General features: G+C 33.7%; 29 protein-coding genes. 22 read left to right on the top strand and 7 right to left on the bottom strand.

Translation table 11 applies throughout. The features are described 5' to 3' along the window. Positions 1-3: 3 nt before the first annotated feature. The 3 genes from SYO3AOP1_RS02730 to SYO3AOP1_RS09520 all read right to left on the bottom strand — a co-directional run bounded on the left by SYO3AOP1_RS02730 (position 4) and on the right by SYO3AOP1_RS09520 (position 2,267). Entirely contained in the window at positions 4-504 is a 501-nt protein-coding gene (locus SYO3AOP1_RS02730) for a shikimate kinase (RefSeq protein ID WP_012459249.1), read from the bottom strand. Beyond that, the gene (locus SYO3AOP1_RS02725) at positions 501-2,054 is read right to left on the bottom strand and encodes an AAA family ATPase (protein ID WP_012459248.1); all 1,554 of its coding nucleotides are present in this window, start codon (positions 2,052-2,054) and stop codon (positions 501-503) included. Before SYO3AOP1_RS02725 ends, SYO3AOP1_RS02730 begins: the two co-directional genes overlap by 4 nt. Before the next feature lie 87 nt (positions 2,055-2,141). Beyond that, positions 2,142-2,267 (bottom strand): hypothetical protein, encoded by a 126-nt coding sequence (locus SYO3AOP1_RS09520; protein ID WP_281340780.1) that lies wholly within the window; start codon positions 2,265-2,267, stop codon positions 2,142-2,144. 381 nt (positions 2,268-2,648) lie between these two features. On the opposite strand from SYO3AOP1_RS09520, the gene SYO3AOP1_RS02720 reads away from it, so the two are divergent. Beyond that, positions 2,649-4,253 carry a glycosyltransferase family 39 protein gene (locus tag SYO3AOP1_RS02720; protein WP_012459247.1) on the top strand — a complete coding sequence of 535 codons (1,605 nt, stop codon included), beginning with the start codon at positions 2,649-2,651 and terminating at the stop codon, positions 4,251-4,253. A gap of 6 nt (positions 4,254-4,259) precedes the next feature. Here the strand turns inward: SYO3AOP1_RS02720 and SYO3AOP1_RS02715 are convergent, their stop codons facing one another. Genes SYO3AOP1_RS02715 through rph form a run of 3 tightly spaced genes read right to left on the bottom strand, consistent with a single transcriptional unit; the run spans position 4,260 to position 6,634 of the window. Further along, complete coding sequence (locus SYO3AOP1_RS02715) at positions 4,260-4,529, bottom strand: hypothetical protein (protein WP_012459246.1); 270 nt, start codon at positions 4,527-4,529, stop codon at positions 4,260-4,262. A 19-nt stretch (positions 4,530-4,548) separates the two neighbouring features. Then, on the bottom strand, positions 4,549-5,841 hold the full coding sequence (locus SYO3AOP1_RS02710; protein WP_041674680.1) for an adenylosuccinate synthase: 1,293 nt from the start codon (positions 5,839-5,841) through the stop codon (positions 4,549-4,551). 19 nt (positions 5,842-5,860) lie between these two features. Continuing rightward, the gene (gene rph, locus SYO3AOP1_RS02705; RefSeq protein ID WP_012459244.1) at positions 5,861-6,634 is read right to left on the bottom strand and encodes a ribonuclease PH; all 774 of its coding nucleotides are present in this window, start codon (positions 6,632-6,634) and stop codon (positions 5,861-5,863) included. Positions 6,635-7,071: 437 nt separating this feature from the next. On the opposite strand from rph, the gene SYO3AOP1_RS02700 reads away from it, so the two are divergent. The 21 genes from SYO3AOP1_RS02700 to SYO3AOP1_RS02610 all read left to right on the top strand — a co-directional run bounded on the left by SYO3AOP1_RS02700 (position 7,072) and on the right by SYO3AOP1_RS02610 (position 23,878). Continuing rightward, positions 7,072-7,467, top strand: a complete 396-nt coding sequence (locus SYO3AOP1_RS02700; protein ID WP_012459243.1) for a hypothetical protein — start codon at positions 7,072-7,074, stop codon at positions 7,465-7,467. Between the two features lie 201 nt (positions 7,468-7,668). Next, positions 7,669-8,976, top strand: coding sequence for an FAD-dependent oxidoreductase (locus SYO3AOP1_RS02695; protein ID WP_012459242.1), 1,308 nt, complete (start codon positions 7,669-7,671; stop codon positions 8,974-8,976). Between the two features lie 104 nt (positions 8,977-9,080). Next, complete coding sequence (locus SYO3AOP1_RS02690) at positions 9,081-9,797, top strand: Rieske 2Fe-2S domain-containing protein (RefSeq protein ID WP_012459241.1); 717 nt, start codon at positions 9,081-9,083, stop codon at positions 9,795-9,797. Continuing rightward, a complete protein-coding gene (locus SYO3AOP1_RS02685) occupies positions 9,772-11,049 on the top strand; it encodes an FAD/NAD(P)-binding oxidoreductase (protein ID WP_012459240.1) in 1,278 nt (425 codons plus the stop codon). Before SYO3AOP1_RS02690 ends, SYO3AOP1_RS02685 begins: the two co-directional genes overlap by 26 nt. Positions 11,050-11,178: 129 nt before the next feature. Beyond that, on the top strand, positions 11,179-11,730 hold the full coding sequence (gene soxX / locus SYO3AOP1_RS02680; RefSeq protein ID WP_012459239.1) for a sulfur oxidation c-type cytochrome SoxX: 552 nt from the start codon (positions 11,179-11,181) through the stop codon (positions 11,728-11,730). Between the two features lie 3 nt (positions 11,731-11,733). Beyond that, entirely contained in the window at positions 11,734-12,180 is a 447-nt protein-coding gene (locus tag SYO3AOP1_RS02675; RefSeq protein WP_012459238.1) for a DUF255 domain-containing protein, read from the top strand. Between the two features lie 11 nt (positions 12,181-12,191). After that, positions 12,192-12,659, top strand: a complete 468-nt coding sequence (soxY, locus tag SYO3AOP1_RS02670) for a thiosulfate oxidation carrier protein SoxY (protein WP_012459237.1) — start codon at positions 12,192-12,194, stop codon at positions 12,657-12,659. Between the two features lie 24 nt (positions 12,660-12,683). After that, on the top strand, positions 12,684-13,013 hold the full coding sequence (gene soxZ, locus SYO3AOP1_RS02665) for a thiosulfate oxidation carrier complex protein SoxZ (protein WP_012459236.1): 330 nt from the start codon (positions 12,684-12,686) through the stop codon (positions 13,011-13,013). A gap of 63 nt (positions 13,014-13,076) precedes the next feature. Next, entirely contained in the window at positions 13,077-13,883 is an 807-nt protein-coding gene (soxA, locus tag SYO3AOP1_RS02660) for a sulfur oxidation c-type cytochrome SoxA (protein WP_012459235.1), read from the top strand. Between the two features lie 20 nt (positions 13,884-13,903). Continuing rightward, complete coding sequence (gene soxB / locus SYO3AOP1_RS02655) at positions 13,904-15,637, top strand: thiosulfohydrolase SoxB (RefSeq protein ID WP_012459234.1); 1,734 nt, start codon at positions 13,904-13,906, stop codon at positions 15,635-15,637. Positions 15,638-15,956: 319 nt separating this feature from the next. Next, a complete protein-coding gene (locus SYO3AOP1_RS02650; RefSeq protein ID WP_012459232.1) occupies positions 15,957-16,601 on the top strand; it encodes a DUF302 domain-containing protein in 645 nt (214 codons plus the stop codon). Positions 16,602-16,783: 182 nt separating this feature from the next. Further along, positions 16,784-18,088, top strand: a complete 1,305-nt coding sequence (locus SYO3AOP1_RS02645; protein WP_012459231.1) for a porin — start codon at positions 16,784-16,786, stop codon at positions 18,086-18,088. A gap of 116 nt (positions 18,089-18,204) precedes the next feature. After that, positions 18,205-18,702 (top strand): DsrE family protein, encoded by a 498-nt coding sequence (locus SYO3AOP1_RS02640; protein WP_012459230.1) that lies wholly within the window; start codon positions 18,205-18,207, stop codon positions 18,700-18,702. 28 nt (positions 18,703-18,730) lie between these two features. Next, on the top strand, positions 18,731-19,726 hold the full coding sequence (locus SYO3AOP1_RS02635; protein WP_012459229.1) for a porin: 996 nt from the start codon (positions 18,731-18,733) through the stop codon (positions 19,724-19,726). Continuing rightward, entirely contained in the window at positions 19,704-19,982 is a 279-nt protein-coding gene (locus SYO3AOP1_RS09515) for a hypothetical protein (RefSeq protein WP_012459228.1), read from the top strand. Before SYO3AOP1_RS02635 ends, SYO3AOP1_RS09515 begins: the two co-directional genes overlap by 23 nt. Before the next feature lie 95 nt (positions 19,983-20,077). Beyond that, positions 20,078-20,974, top strand: coding sequence for a cytochrome c peroxidase (locus tag SYO3AOP1_RS02630; RefSeq protein ID WP_281340779.1), 897 nt, complete (start codon positions 20,078-20,080; stop codon positions 20,972-20,974). Then, entirely contained in the window at positions 20,974-21,102 is a 129-nt protein-coding gene (locus tag SYO3AOP1_RS09510) for a hypothetical protein (RefSeq protein ID WP_281340778.1), read from the top strand. The genes SYO3AOP1_RS02630 and SYO3AOP1_RS09510 overlap by 1 nt, the downstream gene beginning before the upstream one ends. An 11-nt stretch (positions 21,103-21,113) precedes the next feature. After that, positions 21,114-22,046, top strand: coding sequence for an MBL fold metallo-hydrolase (locus SYO3AOP1_RS02625; RefSeq protein ID WP_012459227.1), 933 nt, complete (start codon positions 21,114-21,116; stop codon positions 22,044-22,046). Positions 22,047-22,057: 11 nt separating this feature from the next. After that, positions 22,058-22,522, top strand: coding sequence for a DsrE family protein (locus tag SYO3AOP1_RS02620; RefSeq protein WP_012459226.1), 465 nt, complete (start codon positions 22,058-22,060; stop codon positions 22,520-22,522). A gap of 47 nt (positions 22,523-22,569) precedes the next feature. Beyond that, positions 22,570-23,067 (top strand): hypothetical protein, encoded by a 498-nt coding sequence (locus SYO3AOP1_RS02615; protein ID WP_012459225.1) that lies wholly within the window; start codon positions 22,570-22,572, stop codon positions 23,065-23,067. Positions 23,068-23,503: 436 nt separating this feature from the next. Beyond that, complete coding sequence (locus SYO3AOP1_RS02610; RefSeq protein ID WP_012459224.1) at positions 23,504-23,878, top strand: hypothetical protein; 375 nt, start codon at positions 23,504-23,506, stop codon at positions 23,876-23,878. A gap of 204 nt (positions 23,879-24,082) precedes the next feature. Here SYO3AOP1_RS02610 and SYO3AOP1_RS02605 read toward each other — a convergent pair whose 3' ends face one another. Then, positions 24,083-24,532 (bottom strand): nucleoside deaminase, encoded by a 450-nt coding sequence (locus tag SYO3AOP1_RS02605; RefSeq protein WP_012459223.1) that lies wholly within the window; start codon positions 24,530-24,532, stop codon positions 24,083-24,085. Positions 24,533-24,680: the final 148 nt, after the last annotated feature.

Genomic DNA, 24,680 nt, shown 5'->3' with positions numbered 1-24,680 from the left:
AAATTATCTCCTTTTTATTTTTGTTAAAATTTCTTCTACAATTTGGCTTGGTGTTTTTTTGTCTGCATTGATCCTTATGTTTGCAAGTCTGTATACATTCTTCCTTTCTTCAAAAAGCTGTTTTATTTTTTCTATAGGTTGTTTTAATAATGGTCTGTCTTGGTCGTTTTTTAGTCTATCTAAGACTGTGTTTAAACTAACATCAAGCCACACAACATCTCCGTTTTTTTTCATCAAATTCATATTGTTCAAATTTGCTCCAAGCCCACCACCGGTAGAAACTACAAGTCCTTCTTGATTAACTATTGCTTCTATCTGTTTTCTTTCAAGCTCTCTAAAATAGCTTTCTCCTTTTTGCTCAAAAATATCTTTTATTTTCATTCCTTCTTTTTCTTCAATAAGCTTATCAATATCAACAAATTTCATATTTAATTTTTCTGCCAAAATCTTTCCTACCGTAGACTTTCCACTTCCCATAAATCCAACAAGATATATATTTTTCATTCTATCTCCTTAATTTCAAGAATTTTCTCAACATTGAAAACCCTATCATCTTTTCTTATTGTACAGAATCCTTCAACGCCCAAGAACTCAGCACCGTTGTAGTCCATTTTACCAATTTTTTTAGGGATTATTACTCTTTTTGATTTTACATCTTTTGATTTAAGATAGACTATCTCTATTGGCTTTTTCTCAGAGATGGCTTTTTTGATTATTTCTATTTTTTCTTCTAACGGAAGCTTTTTACTCGAAAGCTTATACTGATACTTAGTCAAAAAGCTTACAACCCTTTTATCTAACCAAATATACTTTTCTGATATCGGCTTTTTTAAAACAAGTCCTTCTAAGCTTCTACACCTGGATAAGGCTACATAAAGCTGTCCGTGTGAAAACGTTCCTCTGCCTATATCTATGATTACTTTATCAAATGTTAGTCCTTGGCTTTTGTGTATGGTTATAGCCCATGCTGGTTTCAGTGGATACTGGTAGTACGACCCTACTGTTCTTGATTTTATCTTTTTTTGTGCTTTGTCATAATAAAACTCAAACATGTCCCACTCGTAAGGTTGAACCGGGACTTCTTCTCCATCTTCAAGCTCTACCCATATTATATCTTCATTTCCTTTGACTTTTTCTATATCTACCACTCTACCCATACTTCCATTTATCCATCTGCCTTGATAGTCGTTGTTTAACAGCATAACTTGAGTACCTTTTTTTATAACAAGCTCTAATGGAGCCGGCAGGTCTTTTTCTGAAAAATCTCCTTCGATGTATCCTTGGTATACATATTTCTTGCCTTTTAATTTTTCAAGTTTTTGTTGGTTTATTTTGTCTGCAAGCTCGTTTGTGGTTGTTAGATAAATATAAAACTCTTTTTCATCCGGCTCAAAGTCTGGTATGTAGCGTTTGTTTAACTCCTCTAAATCTTTTTCTTCTATGGTTTTATTTCTTATTGCGTTTAAAAGTTTTATAAACTTTTCATCTTTTTGTCTGTATACCTTTTCAAGCTCAACAAATTCAAACTCTGCCTCGTTAAAAGAAATAGAGTCAAAGAAAAATGGACTCTTGTAAATCTGACTAAAAAACTTTTTCTCAGAAGATGTAACTACCGGTGGTAGCTGGTATAGGTCTCCTATCAAGATTAGCTGAATTCCGCCAAAAGGTTCTCCGGGCTGTTTCCCATGAATTTTTAAAAACTCATTTATACAGTCAAACAGGTCAGCCCTGACCATAGAAACTTCATCTATAACTATTGCATCAAGTTTTTTGTATATCTCTTTGTTTTTTGGTTTTATATCTTTCACACTGCTTAAAGTAATATCTGGCTTAAAATTGAAAAACGAATGAATCGTCTGACCTTTTATGTTAACTGCCGCAACGCCTGTAGGTGCTAAAACTGCTATTTTTTTCTTTGTATTGTTTCTAAAATAATTTAGCAGTGTAGATTTACCAGTTCCGGCTCTACCAACGATTAATACATTTTTATTTGTATTCTCCATTAAGTCTAAAGCTTTAGAAAATTGTTCGTTAAATTCAACTGTTTGAATCAAGCTTTTACCTCCAACTTAAATCTGGCAGTAAGCAGCATTTTAAGAATCTTTTACACATAACTCGCAACTTTCCTTTTTATCCTAAAGCTATAAAGCCAAAGGATTTCCTATTTTAAAATAAAGAGATTCTTCACCAGCTTCAGAATGACAAAAAGACCGAGATTCTTCGTCGGTTGTAGAATTACTAATAAGATTGTTCTTCTTAATGTTCATCAATCAACCTTTTTCTCATATCAAGGATCTTTTATATATAATTTTAGCCCTATTCGGTTATTCCAAAACAGAATACATCTATTTTAACCTTCTTTATATTCTTACTTACATACCTTGGGTGAGAAATTAGCGGTTTTTATAGAATTTAAAAAGAGATCCTTCGGACTTCGTCCTCAGGACGACGAAGAAAACTTGATAATCATATACTTGATTAGGGGCAACCTTATTTGTCATTCTGCGCGAAGCGAAGAATCTCATGCTTTTAATGAATTTCTCACCCGACGTATTTTAAACTTCTTTACCTTCTTATTTACATTATTATAACTTGGCTCTCCTCTATGATAAAATTTTATGCTAAAAATCTTGCCATGGAGGCAGATCTTGATTCAAAAAGAAGACTTAAAATACTATCTTTTCATATTTTTAACACTTTTTGTTTACTTTTGGAATTTTTGGTTTAATGCAATCTGGATTCCTAACGAAAGCTTTTACGCCGAAGCTGTCAGAGAAATGTTTGAATCTGGCAATTTTCTTGATATCTATTACAACTATGAACCAAGATTTAACAAACCACCGCTGACTTACTGGTCTATAGCTTTATCTGTTTTTATTTTTGGAATGAATGAATTTGCCATTAGACTTCCGATCGTTTTAATGGCTTTTGGAAGTTCATTTTTAACTTATAAAACTGCAAATCTGCTTTTTGATAAAAAGACAGCAATTTTTTCATTTTTTGCCATGGCTTTAAGCTTTCAGTTTATTATTAATTCAAGATACGCATCGCCAGAAGTCCCCCTTTTATTTTTCTTTACTTTAACGCTGTATCTCTTTCTCAAAGGCTACAAAGAAAATAAATTTTTATATATTTTTTTATCTTATGTATCTCTTGGTCTAACTGTTCTGACAAAAGGATATCCTTATATATTTGTAATTGGTGGCATCATAGGACTGTATCTATTAGCAGAGAGTAATTTTAATGTAAAAACTTGGCTATATAAGATTTGGCAGTTAAAGCCTTACATAGGACTTCCAATTACATTAATAATAGGTTTTAGCTGGTTTGTCTATATGCATCTAAAATTTGGCTCTATGTTTTGGCAGGTTTATAATGAAGAGACGATAAAAAGAGCTTTTGGAGAAGAGTTTAAATTCTCAGATATATTTTTCTACCTTATCGTGATACTCTGGGGCTTTCTGCCGTATTCTCTTGTTTTTTATTTCAGTTTGATTGATAGTTATAAGAAATGGTTAAAAGAGTTTTCTTTTATTTTCAGCTGGTTTATTGTTATGCTTGTAATTTTTACAATCGCAAAAGGTAAAATTCCAACTTACTTTATCCAAGCATTTCCAGCTTTATCTATATTTGTTGGGTACTATTTAGTAAATTATAATCCAGATGGTTTTAAAAAGTATCTTTGGTATTTGTCTTTTTTTACTGCTACCATAATAATAACAGTTTTAAATTTTGGAATTGTTTATCTTTTTAAACTTGACTACTTTTATTATATCTTCTGTGTTTTTCCGTTCCTTTACTTAATTAGATATAAAGATTATAAGCTATTACCGTTTATAGCAATGCTTATGACGTTTTTAATTTTTGTGATTTCTTTATTAGTCAAGGTTGAACATTACAGACCTTTTAAAGAGATTGGTAAAATTGTAAATGAAAAAGTCCCGGATAGGTCTATTCCTTTAATCATAGAAAATAGATTTTTTCATAATCTGCCATTTTACACAAAAAGAAAAATTCTAAGAGATTACAGCTCTAATCAGATTTTAGAGTATCAAAACAATCATAAATATATACTTGCTCTTGTTGAAGAAAACACTTTAAAAAAGCTTAACAATGTAGAAGTAGTTTGGAGTGGATATCTTTATCCAAACAGTGAGTCTCGTTTTGCAGTGTTTTTAAGAAATGTATATAAAGCTGAAATTGGAGATTATTCTGGATTTGTAAAAATGTATTTGGTGGTAAACAAGAAGTAAAATGTTTTAATCTTTCAAATGCTCTAAGCCTATCATAACCATTCTGTATACAAAAACTAAGGTTGTTATAGCCCATCCTGCAAATACAGATATTAAGAAAATAATCAGAGAAGACTTTCTCTCCTCCGCTGGCTTTTTGTTATTCCAAATTGTTAAAATAATATCAAAGATTACTGTCAGTATGATAACAGAAAGCACAAAAACAATTACAGAAATTGTAAGGTCATAACCTACCTGAACAAGCTTTTCCTCGGCTTGCTTCATTACATCGTACATGATAATTTACCTCTATAATTTATGTTATACACCAAATATATTCTGACCTTTCAGGACCTGTTGACAACATCACGACTTTAACGTCTGTATTCTCTTCTATGGTTTTTATAAATTCCTTAGCATTTTCCGGTAATTTTGTAATATCTTTCAATCCTTTTGTTGAAGTTTTCCAGCCTTTTATAGTTTTATAGATAGGTTTACATTTAGCCAGTACTTGTAAAGATGCTGGAAACTCTGTAATAGTTTGTTCTTCATAATCATAAGCTACACAAACATTGATTTCATCAAAAACATCAAGAACATCTAACTTTGTTATTATTAAGCCGTCGATTCCGTTTATTCTACATGCAAATCTTAAAGCTACTAAATCAAGCCAGCCACATCTTCTTGGTCTTCCGGTTGTAGAACCATACTCATAACCTTCTTCTCTTAATCTTTCACCGATCCCATCATTTAACTCTGTTGGAAATGGACCTTCTCCAACTCTTGTAGTATAGGCTTTACTTACTCCATAAACTTTTGCTTGACCGATTAGCTTTGGAGCAACTCCTGTACCGTTGCAAATGCCAAGAGCGGACGCATTAGAAGACGTTACATATGGATATGTTCCCATATCTATATCAAGCATCGTTCCTTGTGCACCTTCAAAAAGTACTTTTTTACCTTCCTTCATTACTTTATCAAGAAGATAAGAAGTGTCAGCTACCAAATCTTTTATTTTTTCAAAGTTAGAAAGTGTATTTTCATATAGCTCATTTAAATCAAGATTAAACGTTTCGCCGTAAACTTTCTCAGCAATTTCTTTTGCTTCATTGAAAGCTTTTTCAAGTCTAAATCTGAAATATTCTTTATCAAATAAATCTACAATTCTTATACCAGTTCTTGCATACTTAGCCATATAAGCCGGTCCAATGCCTTTTAACGTTGTTCCTACTTTATCCTTTCCTTTAGATTTTTCTGACAAGCTGTCTAATATTTTGTGATATGGGAATACAATATGACATCTTTCACTTATATATAATTTATCTTTAAAATCTTTGACAGCATCTTTAACTTGATCCATCTCTTTTAAAAGCTCTTCTAAATCTACAACAACGCCGTTAGAAATGATATTTTTAACACCTTCGTGTAAGATGCCAGATGGGATTAAGTGTAAAGTGTACTTTTTACCATTAGCTATAACTGTATGTCCTGCATTACTTCCACCTTGATATCTAACAACATAATCAAATTCAGGAGCAAGAAGGTCTACTATTTTACCTTTTCCTTCATCTCCCCATTGGGAGCCAAGAATTATCAAACTCTCTTTCAATTTCAATTTTTACCTCCAATTACTCTTTGTATACAAACTCTTTAATATTTTTTCTTTCCCAGTGTCCAATTGATGGAATTCCTTCTATAAATTCTTTTTGAATTTTTATAAGTCTTTCTATCCCGGATTTTCCATATTCAAGCATTTTATTAAAATCTTCTTGAGAAAATGTGTTTTCTTCACCGGTTGCTCCTATCTCTACAAACTCACCTTTACCGGTCATCACAAGGTTCATATCTACCTGTGCATTTGAGTCTTCTGTATAGTTAAGGTCTAAGACTATTTCATTTCTAACCTTTCCAACGCTTATAGCTGCAACGTAATCTTTTAGAGGATTGGCTTTTACTAAATTTTGTTTTGTTAGTTTTATACAAGCATCAGCAACTGCTATAAATGCCCCTGTAATAGATGCTACCCTTGTGCCACCGTCCGCCTGAATAACATCGCAATCTATCCAAATTGTTTTTTCTCCAAGTTTTTTAAGGTCAACCGCAGCCCTCAAGCTTCTTCCTATCAGTCTTTGTATTTCATGAGTCCTGCCAGATGGTGAACCTCTAACTACTTCTCTAAGACTTCTTGTTTCCGATGCTCTTGGAATCATTGAATACTCAGCAGTAATCCAACCTTGACCTGTACCTTTTAAGAAAGGTGGAACTTTATCCTCAACAGATGCAGTAACTATAACCTTTGTATTTCCAAATTCTATTAGGACTGAACCTTCTGCGTAGATATTGAAGTCTCTAATAATTTTTATAGGACGAAGTTGAGCAGGTTTTCTACCGTCTGGTCTCAAAGAATCCTCCTTAACTATATGATAATTGATATTATACCACGTATTAATGTTAGAAATTAGAAAGTAGAATTATATGTCTGGTGAGAAATTTAATAAAAATAGGAGATTCTTCGCCGGCTTCAGAATGACAAATAAGGTTATCCTTCCTTTAATGCTTATCAATCCGCCTTTCGCTGTCATCCTGAGGACGTAAGTCCGAAGGATCTCCTTTTTAAATTTTATAAAAATCCCTAATTTCTAATCCAAGGTATGTTAAAAATTAAAAAGTAGAATTATAAATTAAGGCTGCTACTAAAATTTTAATATGGCTATGAATAAGATATATTTATTTGTTATCCTGAGGCTGTAAAGCCGAAGGTCTCCTGCTCTCGATATAAATTTGCCTTTTGATTTATGATAGAATAAATTTTTATTATTAGCTCTTTTGGAGATTTAAAATGGCTTACGTTATAGATTATGAGCTTTTGGAGAAGTTAGAACAAAAGGTAGGAAAAGAAGAAGCTAAAAAGATTGCACAAACTATTGAACTGATTTATAACGAACTTGATAAAAAATCAGAAAGCTTAGCACAGCAAAAAAAGCTTGAACTTAAAGATGAGCTTACTAAAGAACTTGCTACAAAGGCTGATATTGATATGGTTTATCAAAAGTTAGAATTATTAAAAACTGAATTAGAGGCCAAGATAGACAAAGAAGTATTAAAATTGCAAAATGATATACAGAAGATTGATAAAAAGTTTACAACGATGTTCATAATCTTAGCTTTCTTAATTATTTTCATAAACAAAGATGCGATAGAGTTAATAATCAAACTTTTACCATTTGCGAAATAATCGCTTCTCTATAATTATAACAATATGATCTGTCAATCGTAGCAAAAAACATAGGTTTTATACTTCACATTCATCAATTCCTTCCAAACATTCTAATATCTTTATATTCAAATATTTTGATAATAATATGTATTTGACAATAACTTAGGTGGCTATTAAAATTATTTTTGAAACTTATTATTACAGCAGGAGGTAAAAAACATGAAGATGGACAGGAGAGACTTTTTAAAGCTCTCGTGCGGTAGTGTAGTTACTGCTTCGTTGTTAGGTGGGGGCGCAAGCTTTACCTATGCCAAGGAGGCAGAGGAGCTTAATCTTCCTAAACCTTCCGCTAACTCCCCAAGGGTGGTCATTGTAGGTGCTGGATGGTCTGGATTGACCATTGCTAAGTACATAAAGATGGGTAATCCTAATGTAGATGTGGTTCTTATTGACAAGAGGGAAGAGTTTTTTTCTTGTCCTGTAAGCAATCTTTGGTTGGTGGGCCTTGTAAATCTTGAATTTCTTATTCACGACTTTCTCACACCCGCATCAAAGTACGGCTACCATATGCTTACCGGAACATCGGTCATAGATGTAGACAGAAACGCAAGGAAGGTATATACGGATAAAGGCGTTATTAGCTACGATTATCTTGTGCTTTCACCTGGCATAGATTACTACTACGACACCTGGATAAAAGATCCTAAGGATATAGAACTTGCTAAGGCGCGTTATCCCGCTGCTTTTATTACCGGCTCTGAACACATAAGACTAAAACAAAAGATACAGGACTTTGAGGGTGGTACATTTGTGATTACAGTGCCACCCGGTGCTGACTATAGGTGTCTACCAGGTCCATATGAGAGAGCGACTCTTATAGCTTGGTACTTTAAGAAGAATAATATAAATGGAAAGGTGGTGGTAGTAGACAATCATGGCGACCCACCTGTTAAGGCAAAAGGATTTCATTACGCGTGGGATAACTTTGTAAAGGGCTATATAGAATACTATCCAAATGCAGACATAAAGTCTATTGATGTAGCAGGTCGCAAGATATTAACAGAAACTTATGGAGATATAAGTTTTGATGATGGTACCATATATCCTGTATGCAGAGCTGGGGATATAGTTTTCAAGGCAGGACTTGTTAAAAAGGGTGAAAGATGGCCTGATATTGATCCTACAAAGTATCATGCTATAGGGGACGAAAGGGTTTATGTAACGGGAGATTCAAGAAACCAACCATTCTCAAAGAGTGGAAATACTGCCAACACAGAAGCCCACTATGTAGCGAAGCTTATACTTGTAAAGATTGCAAATAAAGACATTGACTACACACCACCAAGGACCCTCTGTTACTCTGCTGTAGCACCGAACGAAGCTATATGGATAGACTTGAGCTACAAGTACCTTGGCGGTGGTAAGTTTGAGTTTACAGATGTTAAAGCAGACGAACAGCCAAAGGATGCAAACTACAAAGCTTACATGGAGTGGGCAAAGGGACTATACAGAGATATGTTCAGATAATCTTTTACCATTACGCTGGAAAAATGTCGATTATGCATCTAATAAGGGGGGGTTGATATCCCCCTTTTTTTATTTTACAGCAAAATTGGGAGGTAAGAAAAATAATGGATAGAAGGACGCTTTTAAAAACATGTTCTGTTATTGCAATAGAGATGATGGTTAATCCATCTATTTTTAATAAGCTTCTTGCCCAAGAAAAAGAGCTTTATAAAGCATACCAAAAAACAATGCTCGTAAAAGAAAACGGTCAACCTTTTAGTACATCTGATATTCAGCCAAATACCGCTCTTTTATTCTTTTATCCCTATGCTTCTACTCCTTGCTATTTAATCAATACTGGGTCAGAAATTAAGCCTGCTAAAATTAAGCTAAACAATGGAAAAGAATACGAATTCAAAGGTGGAATAGGTAAAAATAAAAGCATTGTAGCTTACAGTGCAATATGTCCTCACCAATGGGCTTATCCAACTAAAGATTTCTCATTAATTAATTACTATCCACCAACAGAAAAATCACAAGCAACTGGAAGAAGTGGAGTAATCCAATGCTGTGCTCACATGTCTGTATACGATATTAATAAAGGGGGTCAGGTGTTAGAAGGACCGGCAGAATATCCGCTTGCTGCAATAGAACTTATAGAAGAAAATGATATAATTTATGCCGCTGGTGTGATTGGACCAGACCAATTTGGAGAGTTTTTTGATATGTATAAATCAGACCTTATTGCACAGTATGGAAATATTAGAAAGGCAAAAGAGACTCCAGATAAAACCATAGTTATGGAGGTTGGGAAGTATGCCAAAGAACAAATTAAATGTTAGTAGAAGAGATTTTTTAGTTGGGACAGCTGCATTATCAGCATCAACGTTAATTAACTTTCAAACTTCAGCCTATGCAAAAGAGGAAAGACCAAGCTTAGCATCTAAAAAGGCAAGGGTAGTTATCATAGGTGGTGGGTATGGAGGAATAAGTGCTGCCATATCTTTGAGAAAGCATAATAAAGATGTGGATATATTACTCATTGAAAAAAATGAGTTTTTTGTTTCCTGTCCGATGAGTAATCTGTATATTGGAGATATTATGGAGTATTCAAAGCTATGTTATCCATACAATAACCTAACTGTTAAGCACAACATAAAAGTTTTACATGAAGAAGTTGATAATGTAGACTTAGATAAAAAAGTTATTTATACAAACAAAAGCAAAATTGAGTATGACTTTTTAGTATTATCTCCGGGTATTGATTATGATATAAAAGAAGGTCAGAAAGAGATGCTTCTTTACTATCCACCAGCATTTAAACCGGGCGGAGAACATCTGTATCTAAAAAAACTTTTAAGTGAGTTTGAAGGTGGAGATGTTGTGATGACCGTACCATCCTATCCTTACAGATGTCCACCAGCACCGTATGAAAGGGCAGCATTAGTATTAAACTATCTAAAAAGAAGAAATCTAAAAGCAAAGCTGTACTTTATAGATGAAAACGAAAGACCAATAATTAATTCAGAAGGATTCATGAATGCATATTATGAGCTGTACAAAGGATATGCTGAGTATATAACAGGAACAACAATAAAAGATATAGATTATATGAAAAAAGTAATAAAAACTTCTAACGGAGAGTTTAAATTTGATATAGCGAACATCATTCCACCGATGAAAGCATCAAGCTTGATTGAAAAGATAGGTCTCTTAGAAAAAGGTCAAAAATGGGTTGAGGTAGATACTTTTACATTTGAGACAAAAGTTCCTAATGTGTTTGTAATAGGAGATTCTGCAAGGTCTTTTCTTCCAAAGTCTGGATTTGGTGCTAACACGCAAGGAAAAGCCGTTGCAAACATAATAAATGAAAGGCTTACAGGAAAGAAATACAAGCAAGAAGAGCTTTTAATGGTTGTTTGTTATTCTATGGTCAGCGATAAAGAAGCTGTGATGTCTGAAACTTCATTTAAATTAAACTTAGAAACAAAAACAGTTACACCTATTCATAGAGAGGACAATATAAGAAAAGAAGTTAATGTTAAAAGATACTATGAATGGGCAAAAGGACTATGGAGAGAGATGTTCGGATAAAATGTTCCATTTGGGACAAAAAATGTTCCATTTGGGACATAGGTTTTTGTCATAACAAGCATTTAAGCCTCCCAAAAATTGGCATAGAATTTGTATTAAAATTTTTTAACAAAAAGATGGGAGGTTAAAATGAAGCTTAAAAAGTTTTTAACAATCACTGGACTTAAAAAGTTTTTAACAATCACTGGATTGGTTGGGCTTACTGCAATTGGTGCGTATGCCTTAACTTTACAAGAAGCAGGAATAGAAAATCCAGAAGGCAAATCTGTAATGCTAAAAGATGTTCCCCCAGAACCAAGATTGTATGCAATTCCTCCTGAATGTAATTTAAAAGATAAAGAATCTTTAAAGAAATTGGCTGAAAAAGGAAAAGAAGTTTTTAATACAGTTGCAAAAGGAAACTGCGTTGCTTGTCATTGTGCTAAGGATACAAAAGGATGTGGAAACATAGGGCCAGATTTAACAGGTTATAAAAACGGACTTTTTAAAGCTCCGAATTATAGAGGAGAGGAAAAAACCGTAGATTGGCTATATCAAAAAATCGCTGATGGAAGAATATTGATTCCTAAGGATTTAGAAAATATTCCATACTTTCATATAATGACAGTTCAAATTACAACAGGACAGCTAACATACGAAGAAGTTTGCCAGTTAACAGCATATGTACTAAGTCAGGAGTAATGTATGAAGCTTAAAAGTTTTATTTTGATATTTATATTAACTGTGTTTGGTATTTCAAATGCAGAAATAAACTGGGTCCCTCTTGATAAAGCTTTTGAAATAGCAAAAAAAGAGAATAAGCTTGTTTTTGTGTATATTTACTCACCATCTTGTCATTACTGCGATATAATGGATTTTAAAGTATTTGACAGTAGAAAAGTTGAAGATATGTTAAATAGGCAGTTTGTTCCTGTAAAATTAAGAAAATGCAGTAAAGAAGGCATAGAGTTTAGAAAAAAATACGGATTTGTAGGAACGCCGATGTTTTATTTCTTAGAACCAGACGGAAAGAAGATTAAAGCAATCTTTGGAGCCTGGGAAGAAAAAGATTTTGTTAAAATTTTAGAGTATTTCTCATCCGGAAGTTATAAAACGATGGATATGAACGAATTTTTTATGAAAACAAATTAGGAGGTATTTTTATGAACAGAAGAGAGCTTTTAAAAGGAGCAGCGTTGGCTGTTTCCAGTCTAACGTTCGGCAGCTCATTGTTATCTAATGTCTTTGCTGTTGAGCTTGCAGACGCACCACCACCAAAAAAACCTTATGAAGAAGCATTAAAAGAAATTACCGGCGGAAAAACAGTTGCTGATTCAGACAAAGTAAAGCTTATTGCTCCGGAGATTGCAGAAAACGGGGCTGTTGTACCGGTTACTGTAGAAGTAGAACTACCAATAGAGCAGATTAAAGCAATTCATATTTTAGCAGATAAAAACCATAATGCTCGTACGATGAGCGTTGAGTTTACTCCGGCTAACGGAAAGGCTTACATCTCGACAAGAATAAGACTTGCAGAATCTATGAACGTTGTCGCAATAGCACAACTTGCAGATGGTAGCTTCATTAAAGCACAGAAGCCTGTAAAAGTTACAATAGGCGGATGTGGATAATCAATAATTAAGGAGGATTGAAAGATGCCAAGAACAGCAATGGTAAAAATAGACCCAAAAGATTACAAAAAAGATGACTTAATCAAAGTTAATACAGTTATAATGCACCCAATGGACACAGGTTTAGTAAAAGACAAAGAATCTGGAAAGTATATCGCAGCTAACTACATTACAGACGTAGAAGTATATTATGGAAATGAAAAAATCACTACCATGAAACTTTCTGGTTCTGTAAGTGTAAATCCATTTATCTCTTTCTATGTAAAAGCTACCAAAACTGCACCTTTAAAAATCATTTGGAAAGATAACAAAGGAGACGTTACAGAAAAAGTAATCGACATAAACGTAGGATAATCTCGGCTGAGGGCTATTTTAGCCCTCTCTTTTTTAAAATTCCTTAAGGGAGGAAAATTGGCTATGAAATTAAAGGGTAAACTATTGCTTTTTGGAGCCTTGGTTTTAGCTTCGGCATTTGGCATAAATAAAGCAATTTCACAAGAAGCTGGGCAAGCTATATCAGAAGAGGATTTAGCATTATATAAAACCGGTATAAATCCGGGAGAAGTTTTTGCTCAGGAAGTTGGCGGAAAGCTGTTTAATACACCTATGGGAAAATCAAATAAATCCTGTGCATCTTGCCACAGTGAAGAAAAACTTAAAAAAGCTGTTGGAACTTATCCAAAATACAACGAAAAATTAAACGCTGTAATATCACTACAGCAAAGAATTCAGATGTGTCAAAAGCTAAATCAAGGCGTTGAAAACCCTTTCCCACTTAAAAGTGAAGAAAACACTGCATTACTTACATATTTAAAGTATATAGCATCTGGAGAAAAAATTAACGTAGATACATCATCCAATCCTGTTGTTAAAGCGTACTATGATTACGGAAAGTATGTGTTTGAATTAAAAAGAGGAAAAAGAAATCTATCATGCCAAGCCTGTCATGAGTATGCTGCTGGATTGGTTTTGAGAATGCAGAAATTAAATCCTCTTGGACATGAATTTAATGGAATAAAAGGAACAACAGCTGCTGCCCATTGGCCGGGTTATAGAATGACACAAAGTAAAGTTGTAACAATAGAACAAAGATTTCAACAATGTATGAGTCAAGCAAGTATGAAAATTCTGCCTCTTGGTTCAAAAGAGATGGTAGCATTAGAGCTTTATGTAACATCATTAGCAAATGGAGCAACTATAGAAGCACCAGGACTTGTTAGATAAGGTGAGAAAAGGAGGCAAAAATGAATATTTCAAGAAGAGAGCTGTTTCATCTTGCTGCAATAGCAGGTCTGTCATTAGCGGCTGAGGATGTTTTTGCAAAATTAAACGATTTAAACCCGGAAAAACTATTTGATTTTAAACCTGTTGGAAACGTTACACTATTACACATATGCGATTTACATGCACACATTAAACCGCTTTACTGGAGAGAGCCATCTACACTAATTTCAGCAAGGGAGCTAATAGGAACTCCTGGATTTTTATGTGGCAAGGCATTCTTAAAATACTACGGTATAAAGCCAAATACAATGAGAGCTTACTTTGATACTTACATCGGCTTTGAAGAGCTTGCCAAAAAATACGGAAAGATGGGCGGTGTAGCACATATAGCAACCTTGGTTAAACAGATAAAGGCAGAAAGAGGCAATGATAAAGTGTTATTTATGGATTCTGGCGATACATGGCAAGGAACAGCTATTGGATTATTTACAAAAGGTTTAGCGGTAGTTGAGGCACAAAACGCTCTTGGAATTGACATTATGGTTGGTCATTGGGAGTATACATACGGAAAAGACAGAGTCTTAGAGCTTGTAAACAAGCATCTCAAAGCAGAGTTTATATCTCAAAACGTAGCAGATGATATGTGGGGCGAGTTAATCTTTAAACCATACACAATCAGAGAAGTTGGCGGTGTAAAAGTTGCAGTCATTGGAAACTCTTTCCCTTATACGCCAATAGCAAACCCTAAGGAGTTTACAGAAGGCTGGACATTTGGAATTCAGCCAGAGAGACTTCAAAAGTTTGTTGACGAAGTAAGAAGTAAAGGAGCTGATGTGGTAGTTTTACTATCTCACGATGGATTTACATTAGACCAAGCTCTTGCAAAAATGGTAAACGGAATTGATATTATCCTTTCCGGACACACCCACGACCCAGCACCAAAACCAGTGATAGTAAACAATACAATCATAGTCATTGCAGGAAGCCATGGAAAATATCTTGGAAGGTTAGACCTTGAAGTTAAAAATAAAAAGATTACAAACTTTGCGTATAAACTATACCCTGTTGCATCAAACTTTATAAAACCGGATAAAGAAGTCCAAGACCTTGTAAATAAGCTATATGAACCATATGAAAAACAGCTTTCTGAAGTTATAGGAAAAACAGAAACAATACTCTACAAAAGAGATACATTCTATTCAACTTTTGACAGAGTAATGATGGATGCAATCAAAGAAGAAGCAGATTGTGAAATAGTATTCAACCCGGGCTACAGATGGGGAACAACACTTCTACCCGGAGATAACATTACAGTAGATGATGTTTACAGTATGGCTGCGATAACATACCCTGATGTTTACAGATTTGAGCTAACAGGAGCTCAGATTAAAAATCTATTAGAAGATGTAGCAGACAACGTATTTAACTCAAATCCACTTTACCAACAAGGCGGAGATATGAGCAGAACTCTTGGTCTTGAATATGCCATAAAAATCTCCGCACCAACAGGACAAAGAATTTCAGACATAAAAGTTAACGGAAAAGACCTTGACCCTAACAGAACTTATGTAGTAGCATCTTGGGGTGGAAATCTATACAAAATGGGCAAAAATGCTAAAAAATTAAGACCATCTTATGACATTACTATTGATTACATTAACAGAGTAAAAGTAGTTAATCCGCCATTAAAATCAAACGTAAAAATCTTAGATTTTGACTGTGGATGCCCAACATCTGAAGGAAAATGTTTGTAGGAGTAGTAGCAACCTTGGATGAGAAATTAGTTAATAATTTTTAATTAAATAATACCTTGGGTGAGCAATGAGTAGTTTTATAAAATTAAAAAGGGAACCTGTCAGGCTTGCATCCTCAGATAACAAGGAAAGAGTAGGGACGAATCATGAATCGCCCTTACAGAATAGGAGAAGTTGGCATAAAGTATTGTCATCCTGAGGCCGGAAGGAGAGAATCTCCTATTTCTATTGAGTTTCTAAACTGTAAAGTGAACTAACTTTTTTGACATATCGGAAATTTATATGATAAAATTTAACCTGACTAAAAAAGGGGCAAAGGATGAAAAAATTAATCTTAGTGATGTTGGTTGGTTTGATTGCTTCTTGTGGAGGAGTCATTAAAGATGTCTCTTTTGAAACAGGAGACTACTTAGGAACTGGTTATGATGACAAACCACAAAAGAAAGTAAGCTTAAGCAAATCTGAGAAAAAAACGGAAGCAAAAACAGAAGCAAAAACAGAGAAAAAGTCTTTTTTAGAATCTCTTGCCAGTGCAGTAGTGACAGACTCTGAAGATGAAGAAATGTCTGATATTTATGAGAGAACAACAAAAATGTCTTATGAAGAGCTTGATTTAGCATTAAGAACAGAGCTTGAAAATCATAACTTTAAAATCGTCCATGTTTTAAACATCACAAAAGGCGTAGAAGAGCAAGGAAATAAAGACTTTTGGAAGCATATGCATATCTACCTTGTATGCAAGCTTTCTCAGTGTTCAAAAATTATGAAGCATAATCCACAGCTTGCATCCCAGTTTCCTTTTAAAGTTTACACGTATGAAAAAGATGGAAAAATGGTTGTAGGAACGTTTAAACCAAGCACAGCCATTAAATATATGGGCAATTTAGACGCAGATGCAATTAAAGCATTAAAAGAGCTTGATTTAGAGCTTAAAAAAATAATTGATAACATAGCCGGTCAATAAAAAAGTGAATAGGTGAGAGGTAAAAAGTGAGAGGTAAATTGTTGTCATTCTGCAGCCGACGAAGAATCTCTTTTCCCTCTCTTTTTAAAAAAGGAGATCCTTCAGACTTACGTCCTCAGGATGACAAAGAAAGAGAGCTGGAAATCTATTCTTTCAATAAAAATTTTTAAAGGAGGTTTAACATGAAAAAAGTTTTACTCACAGGAATTGGGCTTGTAGCATCTGCACTCATTGCAACACCATCAAACGCAGCACCAAAGTTTTATTTTGGAGAAGGAAAAGAGCTTGAAATTTTCTTTGCAAACCAGCTTTGGGGCGTATATACAATGGATAGAGTAGAAGGTGGTCAAAAATACGACAACAGAATGGACTTCTTCCTAAGAAGGTCAAGACTTGGATTTCAAGGAACAATAACAGAAGATTTATCTTGGAGGGTATGGTTTGCTTATGACAACGTAGGCTTGGACCAGCATACAGCACTTGCAAAAAGTAATAATAACGTTGGTTTAGTTAGTAGTAATGGTAGTATCGCAAATAATAATCAAAATCAACAATTCTATATTTGGGATGCTATGTTTACTTATGCACTTCATAAAAATTGGGCAAATATTACTGTAGGTTACTTTAGACCTCAGGTTGGTAGAGAAAGCATTACAGCAGGATTTGAAGTGTTATCTTTTGAAAAAGCTTTAACAAACTTTTATCTAAGACAGCATTTAGTAGGAACTGGTCCTGGTCGTGAAACTGGCGTAAATATAGGTGGTTTGTACAATGATGAAAAAACTAAGCTAGGGCTTAACTATAACTTTGGAGTGTTTAACGTAGATAAATTTAGCGGTGGAACAGGTGGGGATAACTTACTCTACACAGCAAGAGTAGCTGTGTCTTATGGCGACCCAGAGATGAAAAAATACGGAATGGGTTATAAAGTCAATTACTTTGGAAAAAGAAACGGTATAACTTTTGCAGTTAACTATGCTTATCAAGGAAGAGGAAAAGATAGCAACACATTCCCATTAGCAGATACTACTATATGGAAACTAACTTATTATGACAGCTCAGCCAAAACAGTAAAAGTTCAATTCAAAAACAACCAAATGTTAGGCTTTGATATCCTTGCAAACTATAAAGATTTTACATTTAACGCTGAATATGACGAGTTAAAAAGGTCTTTTGATGTATCAAGCTTGGATTACAAAGACAAAGTATGGCATGTAAGAGGTGGTTATAACTTTACACTTCCTAACAAAACAATTCTTGAACCAGCCATTACTTATGCAGAATGGCAAGGAGATAAAGCAAGCTTAAACGGTAATGGTAATTTCAAAACAACCGACGTTGGTTTAAACTGGTATATAAAGCAAAACAATATGAAGCTTAATTTACACTATGTTAAACAGTCTGGCTCATCAAAATCAGCTTATAATCCAAATGGAAATAGCAAAGCTGGTGATTACATAGGCGTTGGCTTACAGTTAATTTTCTAATAGTTTAAAAGTTTGGAAGCTGGGGATTGGAACAAAACATCCCCTGTCTTCCTGATTCTCATCTGATTCTCATTTTTTAATGAATTAAAAAAACTTTTATTTGGGAGGTAATTCTTATGAAAAAATTAGTTTTTCTTTTAATGGGTTTACTCTTGATTTCTCTCTCAGGTTATTCTGAAGAAAAGGCAAAGTTTGATCCTAAAATTCCAGACAAGATTAAAGCAGTTTTTGATTGGTCAATTCCGCCTGAAGATACAGCTACTGCATTGAGATTTGTATCTAATTTTATTAAAGCTTATGATGAGTTTAATCCAGCTGGTGAATATCAATTAGCTATCGTTTCCCATGGACCAGAGGCGTTGATCTTTTCTAAGAAAAATTATGAAAAATACAAAGAAACAATAGACAGACTTAGATCAATGACACAGGTTTATAATCTAAAAATTTATGTTTGTAGAAATGTAGTTAGAACATTGGGAATTAAAGAAGAGGATTTACAAGATTTTGTAATAGTAGTTCCTGCCGGTGTTCTTAAGCTTGCAGCTATACAGGAAGAAGGTTTTAGATTAATACCTACTGTTGTTCATGACATGAAAAAATATAAGCAACAATAATAAAACTAAAACTTAGAGGGGGTTAGACATGAGAAAAGTTTTACTCACAGGAATTGGGCTTGTAGCATCTGCACTCATTGCAACACCATCAAACGCAGCACCAAAGTTTTATTTTGGAGAAGGGAAAGAGCTTGAAATCTTCTTCATGAACCAGCTTTGGGGCGTATATACGATGGATAGAATAGAAAACGGTCAGAAATACGACAACAGAATGGATTTCTTTTTAAGAAGAGCTTTCTTAGGCTTTAAAGGTACAATTACAGAAGATTTATCTTATTTAGTAATGTTTCAATATAATAATGTTGGTCTTGATCCTCATACAGCAACTTCAAGATCTAACAACGTTGGCTATTTTCCTCAAAACCTAAATAATCAACAATTTCAACTTTTTGACATTAACTTCACTTACGCACTTCATAAAAATTGGGCAAATATTACTGTAGGTTATTTTAGACCTCAAGTAGGAAGAGATAATATGTCATTTTTAGATTCAATTTCTTTTGAAAAAACTTTAGCAAACTTTTATCCAAGACTACATCTAGTTGGAACACTGCCCGGTAGAGAACTTGGTATTAACTTAGGCGGTTTATATAATGATGAGAAAGGAAAATGGGGAATCGATTATAGATTTGGGGTATTTAATCCTGATAAAATGGGAGGAAGCAGTCCGGGATATACTGGTGGAGATAGTTTGCTTTATACTGCAAGAGTAGCATTATCTCTTGGAGATCCTGAATTTAAAAAGTATGCATTAGTTCCAAAGTTAAATTATTTTGGGAAAAGAAACGGTATAACCTTTGCTGCTAACTATGCATATCAAGGAAGAGGAAAAGATAGTAGTAATTTAGCTTTAAATCCTGTTAATGTTTCATTTAAAAATAACCAAATGATAGGATTTGATATTCTTGCAAACTATAAGAACTTTATATTCAATGCCGAATATGATATTTTAAAAAGAAATTATGATAATTCTTCCTTAAATTATAGTGATAGAGTATGGCATGTTAGAACAGCCAGCGTATGACTTTAGACTTCCAAATAAAACAATTTTACAACCTGCTTTTGCATATGAAGAATGGCAAGGTGATGAAAAGAGTATATATGGAAATGGTAATTACAAAGTTACAGATGCAGGTGTTAACTGGTATATTAAACCTGGCTTTATTAAATTAAATTTACATTATGTAAAACAAGCAGGTACTCCAAAATCTTTTTATAGTCCAAATGCTACAAGTCATGATGGAAATTATATTGGGGTTGGTTTAGAGTTGATATACTAACATTTATATTTTTCCCACCGGCTTGATAAATTCAGTTGGTGGGATGTAAGAATTTTTAGAAGGAATTATTTATGAAATTGGAGGGAATATATAGCATGAAAAAAGTCCTGTTAACAAGCTTAGGTTTTATAGCTGTTTTGTTGATTGCTGCACCTTCAAAGTCTCAAGAAGAGCTGTTGACAAAAGCAAGGCAGTATTTTTCACCACTTCCAAAGGACTTTTTTACCAAGGAAAATTCCGTTTATAATAATCCTAAGGTCATAAACCTTGGCAAAATGCTGTTTTTTGAAAGAAGACTTTCTGTAAATGATAACATAAGCTGTGCAACGTGTCATCCAATTGTATATTATGGCTCTGCCCCTGCAAAAAAACAGATGGGAGCTATTAAATTCCAAGACAGACATGCTCCGACAGTCTTAAACTCAGCAGGTCAATTTGTCCAACACTGGATAGGCAACAGAAAAGACGTAGAAGATCAGGCGATACAGTCATTAACAGGTCCTGCAGCATTTGGAAATAAAAGCTTAGAAGATGTTGAGGATAAAATAAGCAAAATAGAAGGGTATGTAAAGTTATTTAAAGAAGCTTTTCCAAATGATAGTAAACCTATTAGTGGAAAAAATATAGCTATTGCCATAGGAGCTTATGAGAGAACTCTAACAACGCCATCAAGATTTGATGAATATTTAAAAGGCAATACCAAAGCTTTAAATCAAAAAGAAAAAAAGGGATTAATCACATTTATAGAAGTTGGATGTGTTGCTTGTCATAACGGTCCTTTAGTTGGCGGAAATTCTTTTCAAAAATTTGGCGTAGTTGCTCCATACTGGGAATATACAAAAAATCAAAGTATTGATGAAGGACGCTATTTAGCTACGAAAAAGGAAGAAGATAAGTATGTATATAAAGTTCCTTCGTTGAGAAATGTAGCATTAACACCTCCTTATTTTCATGATGGCTCTGTTGAAAAATTAGAAGATGCGGTTAAATAATGGCTAAGGTTCAGCTTGGAAAAGACCTGACTAACGAAGAAATAGATAGTATTGTAGCCTTTTTAAATGCCCTTTCTGGAAATCTTCCGAAGAACTTTAGAGAGCCACCAATACTTCCGTCAAAGTAGGAGGTCTTAAAATGAGAAAACTATCTTTAACTTTAACAGCTTTATTAGCTTTAATAATTTCAACCATTTCATACTCAATGGAGCTAAAAGAGTTTTATAAGAATATGTACATGGTTCGCGGTGTTGATGCGATGCCATCTCCAGAAAACAAAGGTTTTATGTCTAATGCGTATGGAATTTTAACCAAAGAAGGCTGGATAGTTATAGACTCTCTTTCAACTCCTGAACTTTCAAAAGAATTTTTAACACTTTTACAAAAAGAGAAAAAAACACCTGTTAAATATCTGATTATAACCCACTACCACCCAGACCATTGGTATGGAGCTTCTACTTTTAAAGAAGCCGGAGCAGTTGTAATAGCCCATAAAAATCTAAACAAATTTTACAACTCTCCGGAAGCAAAAATGACTCTTGAAGCTTCAAACCAAAGATTTGGCGGAATCTACAAAAACGTAAAACTAATACCCGCAGATATAGAAATAGAATCTCAGAAAGATTTAAAAGTTGGACAGTATGAAATCAGCATAATTCCAACAAACCCTGCACATACAGACAATGATATTGTTATTTTTGTAAAAAATGAAAACATTTTATTTGCCGGAGATTTAGTATATCTAAACAGAATTCCATTTGCAGGAGATAGAGGCTCTTCTGTTAAAAATTGGCTTAAAGTTTTAAAAGATTTAGAAAAACTTAATCCAAAAATAATTCTTGGTGGACACAATGAACCTATGGACAAAAAAGCTATAGAGTTTACCTATAATTATCTATCTTACACGAGAGACACAGTGAAAAAACTAAAAGATGAAGGTAAAGGACTTGATGAAATAAAAGCATACATAAACCAAAGCTCACCATACAAAAATTATGTTATGTATGATGTTTTTAACGATGCAAACGTTTATAAAATTTTCAACGACTTAGACTTAGAAGACTTTCAATAGAGGTGAAAGCCATGATAAAAAAAGTTTTAGTCTTGATTTTATTAGTTTTTAGTTTTTCCATAGCGGAGGAAAACCCAAAAGCTGTTATCAACCTTACAACAGGAGATTTAAAAAAGTTTAAAATGTATCTTTTAAGCGGACTTGCAAATTCAGCCGAGTATTACAAAAACCAGTTAAAAGATTTAAAGGTAGTTGTCATCATTCATGGGGATGCGTACAAATTCTTTATAAAAGACTTACAAAAATCACCATACAAAGATGACAAAGAACTTTTAGAAAATCAAAAAGAGATAGAATCAAATTTAAGTTATTTGGCTGCCAACTACGGCGTAAAGTTTCAAATGTGTGAACAAGGAATGAAAGGTAAAAAAATAGACCCAAAGACTCTTTATAATTTCGTAGAGCTTATCCCAAACGCATTTATAGGATTGGTTGATTGGCAGAACAAAGGATATGCTTATATTCCTATACACTAAATACTTTGATATAATTAATTATAAAATTATATTCGGAGGTTTAACTGATGAAAGTTTTTAAAGCAATTTTGTTATCTGTTATTCTGTCATTCTCAGCAGTTTTTGCATGGCAGCCATCAACAGAAGGTTCAGGTAATGGATTAGTTATTTACAAAATTGAAGGCGACCCTGCAGATATTATGATTGCACTAAAAGGAAATCTTGAAGCTAATCAAATCATCTTGGTAACAACAACAGACCCGGCAGCACCACTTGCAAACAACATTAAATTATTCCCAGACTATAAAAAATTAAAAGTTGATTATATCCAAAACTTCCTTGTTACAAGCATGACAACGCTGTATAAAATCTTTACAAACGACCCAAACGCAATGGTTTTATCTCCATTCGTGATTACGATTTACCAGCTTGAAGGCGATAAATATACTTATATCGTAAGAACTAAACCATCACTTCTTTTGGATGGCACAAAGTATCCAGAAGCAAAAGCGGCAGTAGAAGAGCTTGAAAATAGAATTGATAAATCTATAAAAGACTTAATGTAAAAATAATTTGAGAGGTGAGGCTATTACTCACTCACCTTTCTCTTTAAGATAACCTCATTTTGCACTTATAACACGAGAGTGCTGCTAAAAATTATTAAGATTTAATAAACTATCCTTTTGCATTTGTGATAAGAATGTTAATTTTGCCTTTTTGTCATTCTGAGCGAAGCAAAGAATCTCAGCCTTTTTACTTCTCACTTACTCACTTTCTTACCTTTTTTTGAAGGAGGAGATCCTTCGGACTTACGTCCTCGGGATGGTAAAGAAAGTGAAAGAGTAGGGGCGATTCATGAATTGCCCTTACAAAAGTAAAGTTGTCATTCTTCAGCTGTGCGAAGAATCTCCTACTTTACTGAATTTCTCACCCGACGTATTCTTTTTGAAATGTTCTTATGATAGAATAAATTTTTATTATTAGCTCTATTGGAGATTTAAAATGGCTTACGTTATAGATTATGAGCTTTTGGAGAAGTTAGAACAAAAGGTAGGAAAAGAAGAAGCTAAAAAGATTGCACAAACTATTGAACTGATTTATAACGAACTTGATAAAAAATCAGAAAGCTTAGCACAGCAAAAAAAGCTTGAACTTAAAGATGAGCTTACTAAAGAACTTGCTACAAAGGCTGATATTGATATGGTTTATCAAAAGTTAGAATTATTAAAAACAGAATTAGAGGCTAAAATTGAAAAAGAAGTGTTAAAGCTTGATAGAAAGTTTACTATTATGTTTATCGTTTTGGCATTCTTAATCATCTTCATAAACAAAGATGCGATAGAGTTAATAATTAAGTTGCTACCGTTTGCGAAATAATCTAAGAGATTGCTTGTAAAAATCCAAATCGTCATTCTGCAGCTGGCGAAGAATCTCCTTCCTTTTTTCTCAGTTATTCATTGTATTGGCAATTCATGAATTACCTCTACTTACCTTCCGTCTTAAAAAAGATGTCTTTCAAACTAAAGTCCTTAGAATGACAAAAAGTAAACTTACAAAAATTTTTGCAGCACTTCTAATAATCTAATCTCTAAGCTTTTTGAAAAACTCTTTTAAAAGTTTACTACATCTTTCATCCGGAATGTATTCATACTCAACGTTGAATGGAAGTTTTTTATCGTCAAAAACTGTGTATTTGCTTAAAACCGCACCGCCTTTTTCATCCTTTGCACAAAAGACAACCTTTTTAATCCTTGCCTGCATTACTGCACCGGCACACATTAGGCAAGGTTCAAGAGTTGTATATAATACCGCATCATCTAAACGCCAAGTTTTAAGTTTTTTGCAGGATTTTTCTATTGCTAAGATTTCTGCATGATACAATGCATTATTTTTTGAAATTCTTTGATTGTGGGCTTTTGAGATTATTTTTCCGTCTTTTACTATGACAGCACCGACTGGAACTTCGTTTTTCTTTAATGCTTTCTCTGCTTCTTTTACTGCTTGGTCTATAAATTTTTTATGATAGTTCATTAATCAAAGTTTGTTTTAAATATAGGATTTAAAAGAGATCCTTCGGACATCGTCCTCAGGATGACGAAGAAAACTTGATAATCATATACTTGACTAAGGGCAACCCTATTTGTCATTCTACAGCCGGCGAAGAATCTCATAATCTTTT

It is taken from the genome of Sulfurihydrogenibium sp. YO3AOP1 (assembly GCF_000020325.1).
In the GTDB taxonomy this organism is placed as follows: Bacteria; Aquificota; Aquificia; order Aquificales; family Hydrogenothermaceae; genus Sulfurihydrogenibium.
The sequence above is the reverse complement of the archived record's forward strand: the minus strand, read 5'-3'. Positions and strand labels throughout refer to the sequence as shown.

Excerpts from the sequence above, each read along its gene's own strand:
- SYO3AOP1_RS02645 (WP_012459231.1), top strand. The coding sequence starts at position 16,784 with ATGAAAAAAGTTTTACTCACAGGAATTGGGCTTGTAGCATCTGCACTC.
- SYO3AOP1_RS02715 (WP_012459246.1), bottom strand. The coding sequence starts at position 4,529 with ATGTACGATGTAATGAAGCAAGCCGAGGAAAAGCTTGTTCAGGTAGGT.
- SYO3AOP1_RS02730 (WP_012459249.1), bottom strand. The coding sequence starts at position 504 with ATGAAAAATATATATCTTGTTGGATTTATGGGAAGTGGAAAGTCTACG.
- soxA (WP_012459235.1), top strand. The coding sequence starts at position 13,077 with ATGAAATTAAAGGGTAAACTATTGCTTTTTGGAGCCTTGGTTTTAGCT.
- SYO3AOP1_RS02605 (WP_012459223.1), bottom strand. The coding sequence starts at position 24,532 with ATGAACTATCATAAAAAATTTATAGACCAAGCAGTAAAAGAAGCAGAG.
- SYO3AOP1_RS09510 (WP_281340778.1), top strand. The coding sequence starts at position 20,974 with ATGGCTAAGGTTCAGCTTGGAAAAGACCTGACTAACGAAGAAATAGAT.
- soxX (WP_012459239.1), top strand. The coding sequence starts at position 11,179 with ATGAAGCTTAAAAAGTTTTTAACAATCACTGGACTTAAAAAGTTTTTA.
- SYO3AOP1_RS02685 (WP_012459240.1), top strand. The coding sequence starts at position 9,772 with ATGCCAAAGAACAAATTAAATGTTAGTAGAAGAGATTTTTTAGTTGGG.
- soxZ (WP_012459236.1), top strand. The coding sequence starts at position 12,684 with ATGCCAAGAACAGCAATGGTAAAAATAGACCCAAAAGATTACAAAAAA.
- SYO3AOP1_RS02615 (WP_012459225.1), top strand. The coding sequence starts at position 22,570 with ATGAAAGTTTTTAAAGCAATTTTGTTATCTGTTATTCTGTCATTCTCA.
- SYO3AOP1_RS02640 (WP_012459230.1), top strand. The coding sequence starts at position 18,205 with ATGAAAAAATTAGTTTTTCTTTTAATGGGTTTACTCTTGATTTCTCTC.
- SYO3AOP1_RS09515 (WP_012459228.1), top strand. The coding sequence starts at position 19,704 with ATGTTAGAACAGCCAGCGTATGACTTTAGACTTCCAAATAAAACAATT.
- SYO3AOP1_RS02635 (WP_012459229.1), top strand. The coding sequence starts at position 18,731 with ATGAGAAAAGTTTTACTCACAGGAATTGGGCTTGTAGCATCTGCACTC.
- SYO3AOP1_RS02620 (WP_012459226.1), top strand. The coding sequence starts at position 22,058 with ATGATAAAAAAAGTTTTAGTCTTGATTTTATTAGTTTTTAGTTTTTCC.
- soxY (WP_012459237.1), top strand. The coding sequence starts at position 12,192 with ATGAACAGAAGAGAGCTTTTAAAAGGAGCAGCGTTGGCTGTTTCCAGT.
- SYO3AOP1_RS02650 (WP_012459232.1), top strand. The coding sequence starts at position 15,957 with ATGAAAAAATTAATCTTAGTGATGTTGGTTGGTTTGATTGCTTCTTGT.
- SYO3AOP1_RS02675 (WP_012459238.1), top strand. The coding sequence starts at position 11,734 with ATGAAGCTTAAAAGTTTTATTTTGATATTTATATTAACTGTGTTTGGT.
- SYO3AOP1_RS02610 (WP_012459224.1), top strand. The coding sequence starts at position 23,504 with ATGGCTTACGTTATAGATTATGAGCTTTTGGAGAAGTTAGAACAAAAG.
- SYO3AOP1_RS02690 (WP_012459241.1), top strand. The coding sequence starts at position 9,081 with ATGGATAGAAGGACGCTTTTAAAAACATGTTCTGTTATTGCAATAGAG.
- SYO3AOP1_RS02625 (WP_012459227.1), top strand. The coding sequence starts at position 21,114 with ATGAGAAAACTATCTTTAACTTTAACAGCTTTATTAGCTTTAATAATT.
- SYO3AOP1_RS02630 (WP_281340779.1), top strand. The coding sequence starts at position 20,078 with ATGAAAAAAGTCCTGTTAACAAGCTTAGGTTTTATAGCTGTTTTGTTG.
- SYO3AOP1_RS02695 (WP_012459242.1), top strand. The coding sequence starts at position 7,669 with ATGAAGATGGACAGGAGAGACTTTTTAAAGCTCTCGTGCGGTAGTGTA.
- SYO3AOP1_RS02700 (WP_012459243.1), top strand. The coding sequence starts at position 7,072 with ATGGCTTACGTTATAGATTATGAGCTTTTGGAGAAGTTAGAACAAAAG.
- SYO3AOP1_RS09520 (WP_281340780.1), bottom strand. The coding sequence starts at position 2,267 with ATGAACATTAAGAAGAACAATCTTATTAGTAATTCTACAACCGACGAA.
- soxB (WP_012459234.1), top strand. The coding sequence starts at position 13,904 with ATGAATATTTCAAGAAGAGAGCTGTTTCATCTTGCTGCAATAGCAGGT.